Source organism: Hansschlegelia beijingensis, from assembly GCF_045505405.1.
GTDB lineage: Bacteria > Pseudomonadota > Alphaproteobacteria > Rhizobiales > Methylopilaceae > Methylopila > Methylopila beijingensis_A.
Window position 1 is genome coordinate 24124 of the sequence record NZ_JBJKEX010000003.1, and the last position, 11149, is coordinate 35272.

The following is an 11149-nucleotide window of genomic DNA, read 5'->3' on the forward strand; positions in this document are numbered from 1 at the left end:
GCTCACTGGGTCAGGCCGCCGGCGAGGCCCTTCTGGATGGTCTCCGAGGTCACGCGCAGCAGGTCGATATAGGTCGGCACCGGTCCGCCGGCGTCGCTCAGCGAGTCCACGTAGAGCACGCCGCCATAGGCGGCCCCGGTCTCGCGGGCGACCTGCCGGGCCGGCTTGTCCGACACCGTGCTCTCGCTGAACACCGCCGGGATCTTGTTCGCCTTCACCGCGTCGATCACCTTGCGGACCTGCTGGGGCGTGCCCTGCTCGTCGGCGTTGATGGGCCAGAGGTAGAGCTCCTTCATCCCGAAATCACGCGCCAGATAGGAGAAGGCGCCCTCGCTGGAGACGAGCCAGCGCCTGTCCTCCGGGATCTCGGCCAGCTTCTCCTGAATCGGGCCGACTGCGGCCTGGATCTTCGCCTTGTAGGCCTCGGCATTGGCCTTGTAGGTCTCGGCGTTTTCGGGGTCGTTCGCCACGAAGGCGTCGCGGATATTGTCGACGTAGGTGAGCGCGCTCTTGGGCGACATCCAGGCGTGCGGGTTCGGCTTGCCCTGATAGGGCCCCTCCGCGATGCCGATCGGCTCGACCCCGGCGGAGACCACCGCCTGCGGCACGTCCTTGAGGTTCTGGAAGAATTTCTCGAACCAGAGCTCCAGGTTCAGCCCGTTCCACAGGACCAGCTTGGCGCCCTGCGCCCGGCGGATGTCGCCCGGCGTCGGCGCGTAATTGTGGATCTCCGCGCCCGGCTTCGTGATCGACTCCACCACCGCGGCGTCGCCCGCCACGTTCCTCGCCATGTCGGCGATGACCGTGAAGGTGGTGACCGCCTTGAACTTCTCGGCCGCGGACGCGGGAAGGGTGAGCGACATCGCGGCCGCGAGTCCGGCCAGCGCTGCGACTCCAATGCGCGCCTGGAGCATCGTCTTGAGAATTCTGGCGGTCATCACGTTCCTCGGCCCAGTGCTGAGAACTCTCCGAAACGGAGCGGCTTCGGGGTCTTCCGGTCTGCGGCCGGGCGGCTTTGCGGCCGCTCTGCCGCCACGCTCGTCCCGTAGTTGAGAATGACCCGCAATTGCATCGTTCCTGATCGCTGGAACGCTGTCAACTGTGTTGCAACTCGTTCGCAAAAGCAGCGGGGCGGGGGAGGGCGGCGCGCGTTTCTGCGGCCGACCGCGAGGCCAGCGAGATCATGCCGCCGCGGCCGGCATGATCTCGGGCGATGTCGGGAGTTTAGGAGAGGGTCGGGGGACGCGATTCGGCGGCGTCGGGCCCTGCGCGCCTCGTCGGCGTCGCGCGGTCAGCGTGCTGCGGTCGTCGCCGATATCACGGCGAGCGGACGGTACTCAGCAATGTCGGGACGCGAGGGCTCATGCGCTTGGCCTCCGCCAGGCGCGCAGGCAGCGTCGGGAGCCCGTCGCCTCGTTCAGAAAGGGGAGGGCCCGCCAGGGCCCTGACCCTGGAGGGCCGCGTAGCTCGCCGACGCCTCGCAGATCTCGGCGTCGCTCGCCTGACGCCACTGCGGGTCCGTCGTGAACTTGTAGCTGCCGGGGCAGGCGGCGACGCGCGGCGGAACGCCCGTCTGTGCGAAGGCGTCGTAGCCGACCTTCAGCATCTCCCAGAACGGCATGTTCGGGTTGTCGGCGTGGCGCATCATGTTCTCTTCCGTCATCCGGAAGGGGAAAGCCTGGATCGGGATCGAGCGTTGGCCGGACAGCAGCGCCTCACGCACCAGGCCGTAGATTTCCTCCATCCGCCGATGGGTCATGGCGTAGCAGCCGACCGATTTGCAGCCGCCATGCACCATCAGATGACTGCCTGTGCGCCCGAGCGAGCGGTCATAGGCGTTGGGGAATCCGATGTTGAAGGCGAGATGGTTGCGCGAGAACGGGTTCAGGCTGCTGCGGTCGATCTCGTAGAAGCCTTCCGGCGCCTGACGGTCGCCCTCTCGCTCCTTCGGTCCGAGCTCGCCCGAGAACTGGCAGATCGGGTAGCTGCGGAGCAGGCCGTAACGGCCGTCGCGCTCCTGCTTCCAGACCTCGAGCACCGCCTCTTCCTTGAAGATGCGGATGAGAATCGGCGCCGAGCGCGGCATGTCGAGGCGGCTCATCAGGCTCACCGTCGCGATCGACACCGATCCCGTCTTGACCTTGGCCTGCCGGCCGGACGAGCACGCCGCGAGCGCGGCCGCCATCAGGATGATCAGCGCGACCGCGAACGGCCGCGCGCGCAACGACGACGTACTCAAATCGTCGACTCCGAAACTATGCGGACCGCAATACTGGCGCGGTCCGAGCGGCCGCCGGCGCGGCCGGACCCTCCGCATTTACTGCGCCGACAAAAGGCGCGGGATCAGCGTCGGCCTTCGTCCCCTAACGGCATGTTAATGGGGCCCCGCCGCGCAGCCGCCGGTTCGTGAGGCGTCCGAGGGTCCGGCGTTCGTCGAATCGCGGCGGCGGCCGGCCGAATCAGGCAGGGCCGCGCGCTCCTCCGAAGAGCCTGAAGCCAGCTCTGATGGTCGTGGTCGCTAGCGTCCCCGCGAAGGCGCTGGCCGCAATGGCGATCATCGCGATCGCGGAGCCGAACCCCGGCCTCCGCCACGCCATCGATTCGCTGGCGGCGGCCAGGCCGCGCCCGGGCGTGCCCGCCGGCGCCGCAGATTGCTTCTGCAGGCGGAGACAGCCGACGCTGTTCGCGCCGTCGGCCAACCGGCCCTGAAAGTCGCTGTTGGGAGAAAAGGGAGGCCTAAGCCCCGGACACCGCGCGGCGATGATCATCGCGCCGCGAACCCAGTGTCCTCAGAAAGTGTTTGGTGGAGCCAGGCGGAATCGAACCGCCGACCTCTTGAATGCCATTCAAGCGCTCTCCCAACTGAGCTATGGCCCCACCGGGGTGCGGTCCGAAGGCGGGCGTTGGGATCGCCCTCGGGCCGGACGTCTCACGTCTCTTGCGAGGCGTGTCGCCGGATCGCTCCGGCCAGTTCTCCGCGTCGGCTAGGCCGGCGCGGCGCATCTTCGATCACGTTTCGGCTCGCCGTTCAAGCCTCGTCGTCTTTTTCCCGATCGCCGATGATATCGGTCATGTCGTCGTCGCTGTCCTCGTCCGGCTCGAGGAAGGTTTCGTCCGGCTCGTCGTCGTCGTCGACCGTCTCGATCTCGACCTCGTCCTCATCCTCGGAGGTGGAGACCTTGTCGCTGGCGGAGGCCTCCTCGTCGGCGTCCTCGAGCGAGATCGCCTCCACATCCTCCTCGACGTCGAGCTTCTCGACGTCGTCGTCGTCGACCACCGCGGCCTTGCGGGCCTCGGCCTTGGCCGCCCGGGCCACCGCGGCGCTCGACATGATCGCCGTGGCGACGAAGGTCGCGCCGCATTTGGGGCACACCGGAGGGTCGCGCCTCAGGTCGTAATATTTGGCGCCGCAGGACTGGCAGGTCCGTTTCACGCCGAGTTCAGGCTTGGCCAAAGCGTCATTCCGGGCTGTCGAAGCGAGGCGGTGGATTGACGTGACGGGACCGGGCTGTCAAGAGCCAATCCGCAGCAAATCCGCCCGCGAGCGCCTCGCCGCGCCGCCAGACGAAGCGCATCCAGTCCCGTGTCCTCAGCCTCCGCCGCCGTTCCCGCGCACGCCAGCCGTTCGCCCTCCCTCAGGGGCCGGGTCCGTGTCCCGGGCGACAAGTCGATCTCGCACCGGGCCATGATCCTGGGGCTGCTCGCGGTCGGCGAGACGCGAATCGAGGGTCTGCTCGAGGGCGACGACGTGCTCGCCACCGCCCGCGCCTGCGAGGCGCTCGGGGCGAGCGTCGAACGCCTCGGGGAGGGCAGCTGGCGGGTCCGGGGCGTCGGCGTCGGCGGTCTCGCTGCGCCCGCCGCCCCACTCGATTTCGGCAACGCCGGCACCGGTTCGCGCCTGATGATGGGCGTGGTGGCGGGCCACCCGATCGAGGCGACCTTCGACGGCGACGCCTCGCTGCGGTCCCGGCCGATGCGCCGCATCCTCGATCCGCTCGAGCGGATGGGCGCGACCGTCGTCTCCTGCGCGGAGGGCGGGAGACTGCCGCTCACCCTGCGCGGCGCCGAACGCGCGCTCCCGGTCGAATATGAGAGCCCGGTGCCGTCCGCGCAGGTGAAATCCGCGGTGCTGCTGGCCGGCCTCAACGCCCCGGGCCAGACCGTGGTGCTCGAGCGCGAGGCGACCCGGGACCATACCGAACGCATGCTGCGCGCTTTCGGCGCCGAGGTCTCGGTCGAACCCTGGGGCGCGCATGGTCGACGCGTCGCGCTGAGCGGCGAGCCGGAGCTCTCGGCCGTCGACGTGATCGTCCCCGCAGACCCGTCCTCGGCGGCCTTCCCGCTCGTCGCCGCGCTGGTGGCGCCGGGCTCGGAGGTGACGCTCGAGGGCGTGATGACCAATCCGCTGCGCTCGGGCCTGCTGACCACGCTGCTCGAGATGGGCGCCGACATCCGGCTCGAGAACGCTCGCGAGGAGGGCGGCGAGGACGTCGCCGACCTCGTCGTGCGCGGCGGCCGCCTCTCGGGCGTGGACGTTCCGCCCGAGCGGGCCCCCTCGATGATCGACGAATATCCGATCCTGGCGGTCGCGGCGGCCTACGCCACGGGCGAGACCCGCATGCGCGGCCTGCACGAATTGCGGGTGAAGGAGAGCGACCGGCTGGCTGCGGTTCACGCCGGGCTCATCGCCTGCGGAGTGGAGGCGCGGATCGAGGGCGACGACCTGGTGGTCGTCGGCCACGGCGGCGTGCCTGGCGGCGGGCCGGCGATCGCCACCCATCTCGACCACCGCATCGCGATGAGCTTCCTCGTCATGGGGCTCGGCGCGGAACACCCGGTCGCGGTCGACGACGCGGCGATGATCGCCACCAGCTTCCCGGCCTTCGGGCCGCTGATGCGCGAGCTCGGCGCGGAGATCCATCTGGGAACCGCCGCATGATCATCGCCATCGACGGTCCCGCTGCGTCCGGGAAGGGCACGCTCGCCCGCCGGCTGGCGCAACGCTATCGGCTGAAGCACCTCGATTCCGGGGTGCTGTATCGCGCCGTCGCGCAGCGGATGATCGACCTCGGCCTCGACCTCGCCGATCCGGCGGCCGCCGCGAAGGCCGCCCGGGAGATCGATCCGGCGCGCTTCGACGATCCCGCGCTGCGCAGCCGGCGCACGGGGGAGGGCGCGTCGATCGTCTCCGCGGTCCCCGAGGTGCGGGCCGCGCTGCTCGACTTCCAGCGCCGCTTCGCGGCCGAACCGCCCGGCGCGGTGATCGACGGCCGCGACATCGGCACCGTCATCTGTCCGGACGCGGACGTGAAGCTGTTCGTGAGCGCCTCCGCCGAGGAGCGCGCCCGGCGCCGCGCGCTCGAGCTCACGAAGGCCGGCGAGCCGGTCGACGAGGCCGCGATCCTGCTCGACATCCGGGCGCGCGACGAGCGCGACATGAACCGCGCCACGGCGCCGTTGAAGCCGGCCGAGGACGCGATCCTCGTCGACACCACCGCGCTCGACGCCGACGGCGCCTTCGACGCCGCGGTGGCGATCATCGAGCGGCGGATGGCCGAAGCGGCCAGCTGACGCCGGCGCGACGTTGCGCGCCAACGCCTGATCTGCTAACGACGCGCGCATCCGGACGGCCTTCTGACCGGGACCGACGAAGGGTCGCGCCTCGTGCGCCCTTTTCGCGTTTCCCGTACGCCATGGCCGCCGGTGGATTCTTCGCGGTTGCTGCGTCGCCGAGCGCCGGCCCGCCCCCGAACCGGGGCGGCCATCTGGCGTGGCGATCGCGCCGGAATCCCGTTCAACGCAAACGCCGGCGCCGATAAGCCCGAAGACGGGCAGGAGATTGAATGAACGCCACCGCCGCTGCAGCCGCCCCGTCGCGCGATGATTTCGCCGCGATGCTGGAGGAGTCCTTCGACAAGCACGACGTAGCCGAAGGCACGGTCGTCAAGGGCACCGTCACTGCGATCGAGAAGGACATGGCCGTCATCGACGTCGGCCTGAAGACCGAGGGCCGCGTGGCGGTCAAGGAGTTCTCCGGCCATGGCCGCGAGAACCCGCTCAAGGTCGGCGACGTCGTCGAGGTCTATCTGGAGCGCGTTGAGAACGCGCTCGGGGAAGCCGTGCTGTCGCGCGACAAGGCGCGCCGCGAGGAGAGCTGGGTCAAGCTCGAGGTCGCCTTCAACGAGAACCAGAAGGTCGAAGGCGTCATCTTCAACCAGGTCAAGGGCGGCTTCACGGTCGACCTCGAGGGCGCGACCGCCTTCCTGCCGCGCTCGCAGGTCGACATCCGTCCGGTGCGCGACGTCGGCCCGCTCATGGGCACGCCGCAGCCCTTCCAGATCCTCAAGATGGATCGCCGCCGCGGCAACATCGTCGTGTCGCGCCGCACCGTTCTTGAAGAGTCCCGCGCCGAGATGCGCCAGGAGCTGGTCCAGAACCTCGAAGAGGGCCAGGTCATCGAGGGCGTCGTCAAGAACATCACCGACTACGGCGCGTTCGTGGACCTCGGCGGCATCGACGGCCTGCTGCATGTCACCGACATCGCGTGGCGCCGCGTCAATCACCCGACCGAGCTGCTCCAGATCGGGCAGCAGGTGAAGGTGAAGATCATCAAGATCAACCACGAGACGCACCGCATCTCGCTGGGGATGAAGCAGCTGCTCGACGATCCGTGGCAGGGCATCGAGGCCAAGTACCCGGCCGGCGCCCGCTTCACGGGCCGCGTCACGAACATCACCGACTACGGCGCGTTCGTGGAGCTCGAGCCGGGCATCGAAGGCCTGATCCACGTCTCCGAGATGTCGTGGACCAAGAAGAACGTCCATCCGGGCAAGATCGTCGCCACCTCCCAGGAGGTCGAGGTGATGGTGCTCGAGGTCGATCCGGTGAAGCGCCGCATCTCGCTTGGTCTCAAGCAGACCATGCAGAACCCCTGGGAGGCGTTCCTCGAGAACCACCCGGTCGGCTCCGAGGTCGAGGGCGAGGTCAAGAACAAGACCGAGTTCGGCCTGTTCCTGGGCCTCGACGGCGACGTCGACGGCATGGTTCACCTGTCGGATCTCGACTGGAACCGTGCGGGCGAGCTCGTCATCGAGGAGTTCAAGAAGGGCGACATCGTCCGCGCCCAGGTTCTCGACGTCGACGTCGAGAAGGAGCGCATCTCGCTCGGCGTGAAGCAGCTCGGCGGCGATCCGTTCGTCGACACCACCGGCGAAATGCGCAAGGGCTCGGTCGTCACCTGCGAAGTGCTGGAGGTCAAGGAAGGCGGTCTCGAGGTCAAGATCGTCGACACCGAGCTCACCGCCTTCATCCGCCGCGCCGATCTCGCCCGCGACCGCGCCGATCAGCGGCCCGAGCGGTTCTCGGTCGGCCAGAAGTTCGACGCCCGCATCACCCAGTTCGACAAGAAGGCCCACAAGGTCGCCCTGTCGATCAAGGCGCTGGAGATCGCCGAGGAGAAGGAAGCCGTCGCGCAGTACGGTTCGTCCGACTCCGGCGCTTCGCTCGGCGACATCCTGGGCGCCGCCCTGCGCAAGCGCACCGAGGGCGGCTCGGAGGAGTGATCCTCAGCCCGCCGGCGAAAGCCTGCTGACTTCGAAGGCCCGCGCGGAGGTTCCGCGCGGGCCTTTCTCATGTTAGGCCATCGGCTCACGATCGGCGTCGCATCGGGCGGCGCGCCATTTCAGAGCCTCATCACATGGCACTCGACACCGACGCGATTCTGGAGCGGCGGGCGTTGCGGCGGCGGCTCGCCTTCTGGCGGGTGGGCGCGGTGGCGCTGGTGGGCGCGCTCGTCATCGTCGCGGCTCTCGCGATGCGCGACCGGTCCGGGCCGGACGGCCCGCGCGGCGCGCACATCGCCAAGATCAACATCTCCGGCGTCATCCTCGACGACGAGAAGCGCCAGAAGCTGCTCAAGGACGTCGCAAAGAGCGACGCCAAGGGCGTGCTGCTGATGATTGACAGCCCCGGCGGCGGCGTCACCGCCTCCGAAGAGATTTATGACGCGGTGCGCAACATCGCCAAGGACCGGCCGGTCGTGGCGGTCGTCGGCTCGCTCGCGGCGTCCGGCGGCTACATCGCCGCGATCGCCGCCGACCACATCGTGGCGCACAAGACCTCGATCACAGGCTCGATCGGCGTGCTGGCGCAGTACCCGAACTTCACCGGCCTGCTGAAGAACGTCGGCGTCGAGGTCGAGGCCATCAAGTCGTCGCCGCTCAAGGCCTCGCCGAACGGGTTCGAGCCCACGAGCCCCGAGGCCCGCAAGGCGATCGAGTCGCTGATCCTCGACAGCTTCGCCTGGTTCAAGGGCATCGTGCAGGAGCGGCGAGGCCTCGATCCAGCGGCGCTCGCGAACGTCTCCGACGGGCGCGTCTTCACGGGCCGGCAGGCGCTCGGGCTGAAGCTCGTCGACGAGATCGGCGGCGAGCAGGAGGCGATGGCCTGGCTCGGCTCGAAGGGCGTCAACACCTCGCTCCCGGTGCGGGAGTGGAAGCCGAAATCGAGCGGCTTCGAGATGTTCGGCGTCAGCGGCGCGGCGGCGGCGCTCGCGGACGCCTTCGGGCTGAGTTCGCTTGCCAACGCGCTGCGCCGCAGCGGCGAAGGGGTCGTTCTTGACGGTCTACTCGCGATCTGGCAGCCTTCTTAATAATTATTAAATCTGTCGTTGCCGTGTGTCGAAAAGAACAATCCGGTCTGGGTCGGAGGGAACAATGATCAAGTCGGAACTCGTGGCGCGTATCGCCGAGATGAACCCGCATCTTTACCAGCGCGACGTGGAGAACATCGTCAACGCTATACTTGACGGGATCGCCGACGCTCTGGCGCGGGGCGACCGGGTGGAGCTGCGCGGGTTCGGGGCGTTCTCGGTCAAGGCGCGGCCGGCCCGGCTCGGGCGGAACCCGCGCACCGGAGAGCACGTTCCGGTCGATGGCAAGGTCGTTCCGTTCTTCAAAACCGGCAAGGAGATGCGCGTGCGCCTGAACAAGGACGAGGCCGAGGGCGCCATCGCATGACGTTCCGACGCTTCCTGGCCGGGCTGATTGGCATTCCGCTCGCCCTGATCATCGTGCTGTTCGCGGTCGCGAACCGCGGGACGGTCGTCGTCGGCTTCGACCCGTTCTCGCCGGACGCGCCGGCGCTTTCGGTCAGCCTGCCGCTGTTCATCGTGAGGTTCCTGAGCGCCACGCCGTCGCGGCTGGTGCTGCTCCCGCTCGAGGACGCGCTCGGCCAGACCGAGCAGCCGAACCTGCCGGGCACGCTCGACGAACATCCCAACTGGCGGCGGCGCCTGCCGGCGCCTGCGCCGCAACTGCTGGCGGAGCCCGACGCCGCCGGCCGCCTCTCAGCCCTCGACAGGAGACGCTCCTCGTGACGCAAGCGCAGGCGCCAGCCTATCCCCCTCGCGCCACCATGCGGATGCAGTTCCACAAGGACTTTCCGTTCCAGGCGGCCATTCCGCTCGTCCCCTATCTGCGCAAGCTCGGGATCAGCCACCTCTACTCGTCGCCGATCCTGACCGCCCGGGCGGGCTCGATGCACGGCTACGACGTGGTCGATCCGACCACCGTCAACCCCGAGCTCGGCGGCGAGGACGGCTTCCGCGCCCTGGTGGCCGCGCTGCGCGCGGAAGGGCTCGGGATGATCGTCGACATCGTCCCGAACCACATGGCGGTGGGACGCGACGACAACGCCTGGTGGCTCGACGTGCTGGCCTATGGCCGCGGCAGCCGCTTCGGGCATTTCTTCGACATCGACTGGGAGCCGGCCGACCCTGCGCTGCACGGCAAGATTCTGCTGCCGACGCTCGGCATGTCGTATGGCGAGGCGCTGCGATCCGGGGAGCTGAAGATCACCCGCGAGGGCCGGCGCGGCGGGCTGACGCTGCGCTACGCCGACCACCTGTTCCCGCTTCGACCCCAGGACCGGCTCGAGATCGAGGCGAACGGACTCGAGGCTTATGACGGGACCACCCCCGAGGGCGAAGCGCTGCTGCACGCCCTGCTCGAGAAGCAGAACTTCCGCCTCGCATCCTGGACGGTGGCCGGCGACGAGATCAACTGGCGGCGCTTCTTCGACGTGAACGAACTCGCGGGCCTCAGGATCTCCGATCCCGCGGTGTTCGAGGCCACCCACGAGCTTCTGCTGCGGCTCTATGCGGAGGGGCTGATCGACGGCTTCCGCGTCGACCACATCGACGGTCTGGCGGACCCGAAGCTCTATGCGCGCAACCTTCGGGAGCACCTCGAGGAGGCGCAGCGCGAACGGCCGGGCGAGCTCGCCCGCCAGCCCGCCTATCTGGTGGTCGAAAAGATCCTGGGGCCGGGCGAGCGGCTGCCGGCCGACTGGAAGGTCGACGGCGCCAGCGGCTACGACTTCATGGACGACGTCAGCGCCCTGCTGCATGACCCGCGCGGCGAGGAGAAGCTCGGCGCGTTCTGGGCCGAGATCAGCGGCCGGTCGCCGGACTTCCACGCCGAGGAGGAGATCGCCCGCCGCGAGATCCTCGATCGCTCCTTCTCGGCGCAGCTCGACCAGGCGACGAACGCGCTGCACGCCGTCGCTCGCCTCGACTACCACACCCGCGACACGCCCCGCGCCGCGATCCGGCGCGCGCTGACCGAACTGCTGGTGCATTTTCCCGCCTACCGGACCTACGCGTCCGCCGCGACCGGCCGCACCGAGGCCGACAAGGAGCTGTTCGGGCGCGCGCTGGAGAAGGCCCGGCAGACGATCCTGCCGGCCGACGCTCCGGTGCTGGACCTGCTCGACAAATGGCTCGGCGGCGAGGTCGGGCCCGCCGACCAGCTCTATCTGCGCGACCGCGCCATCCAGCGCTTCCAGCAGCTGTCGGCGCCGGTGGCCGCCAAGGCGGTGGAGGACACCGCCTTCTACCGCTACGGCCGTCTGATCTCGCGCACCGACGTCGGCTTCGACGTCGCGACGTTCTCGATCAGCGTCGAGACCTTCCACGCCAAGATGATCGCCCGGGCCAAGACCTTCCCGCGCGCCATGCTGACCACCGCGACGCACGACCACAAGCGCGGCGAGGACGTCCGCGCGCGGGTCGCGGTGCTGAGCGAGATTCCCGATGACTGGGCGGAGGCCGTCACCCGCTGGCGGGCGGCCGCCGCGCCGCTGCGGAGCG

General features: G+C 69.1%; 10 protein-coding genes and 1 tRNA gene. 7 read left to right on the forward strand and 4 right to left on the reverse strand.

Annotated elements, in window-relative coordinates; genetic code table 11:
- Positions 1–2: 2 nt before the first annotated feature.
- From ACIKT0_RS00575 to ACIKT0_RS00590, 4 genes are all read right to left on the reverse strand, one after another.
- Positions 3–938: a metal ABC transporter substrate-binding protein gene (locus tag ACIKT0_RS00575; protein ID WP_407103490.1), complete on the reverse strand. Its 936-nt coding sequence runs from the start codon at positions 936–938 to the stop codon at positions 3–5.
- Positions 939–1417: 479 nt separating this feature from the next.
- Complete coding sequence (locus tag ACIKT0_RS00580) at positions 1418–2239, reverse strand: L,D-transpeptidase family protein (protein ID WP_407103491.1); 822 nt, start codon at positions 2237–2239, stop codon at positions 1418–1420.
- Positions 2240–2801: 562 nt separating this feature from the next.
- Positions 2802–2877, reverse strand: a tRNA-Ala gene (locus ACIKT0_RS00585).
- Positions 2878–3028: 151 nt separating this feature from the next.
- Positions 3029–3454 (reverse strand): TIGR02300 family protein, encoded by a 426-nt coding sequence (locus ACIKT0_RS00590; RefSeq protein ID WP_407103492.1) that lies wholly within the window; start codon positions 3452–3454, stop codon positions 3029–3031.
- Positions 3455–3583: 129 nt separating this feature from the next.
- Between ACIKT0_RS00590 and aroA the strand changes: the two genes are divergently transcribed.
- The 7 genes from aroA to treY form a co-directional block, all read left to right on the forward strand.
- Positions 3584–4939 carry a 3-phosphoshikimate 1-carboxyvinyltransferase gene (gene aroA, locus ACIKT0_RS00595; protein WP_407103493.1) on the forward strand — a complete coding sequence of 452 codons (1356 nt, stop codon included), beginning with the start codon at positions 3584–3586 and terminating at the stop codon, positions 4937–4939.
- Positions 4936–5571: a (d)CMP kinase gene (gene cmk, locus ACIKT0_RS00600; RefSeq protein ID WP_407103494.1), complete on the forward strand. Its 636-nt coding sequence runs from the start codon at positions 4936–4938 to the stop codon at positions 5569–5571. The genes aroA and cmk overlap by 4 nt, the downstream gene beginning before the upstream one ends.
- 272 nt (positions 5572–5843) lie before the next feature.
- A complete protein-coding gene (gene rpsA / locus ACIKT0_RS00605; RefSeq protein WP_183393281.1) occupies positions 5844–7562 on the forward strand; it encodes a 30S ribosomal protein S1 in 1719 nt (572 codons plus the stop codon).
- Positions 7563–7696: 134 nt separating this feature from the next.
- The gene (gene sppA / locus ACIKT0_RS00610; RefSeq protein WP_407103495.1) at positions 7697–8650 is read left to right on the forward strand and encodes a signal peptide peptidase SppA; all 954 of its coding nucleotides are present in this window, start codon (positions 7697–7699) and stop codon (positions 8648–8650) included.
- Between the two features lie 40 nt (positions 8651–8690).
- Positions 8691–9017, forward strand: coding sequence for an integration host factor subunit beta (gene ihfB, locus ACIKT0_RS00615; RefSeq protein ID WP_343066210.1), 327 nt, complete (start codon positions 8691–8693; stop codon positions 9015–9017).
- Positions 9014–9376: a 4-alpha-glucanotransferase gene (locus ACIKT0_RS00620; RefSeq protein ID WP_407103496.1), complete on the forward strand. Its 363-nt coding sequence runs from the start codon at positions 9014–9016 to the stop codon at positions 9374–9376. Before ihfB ends, ACIKT0_RS00620 begins: the two co-directional genes overlap by 4 nt.
- Positions 9373–11149: malto-oligosyltrehalose synthase (gene treY, locus ACIKT0_RS00625; protein WP_407103497.1), on the forward strand; the 1777-nt coding region annotated here is incomplete at its 3' end. The genes ACIKT0_RS00620 and treY, both read left to right, overlap by 4 nt.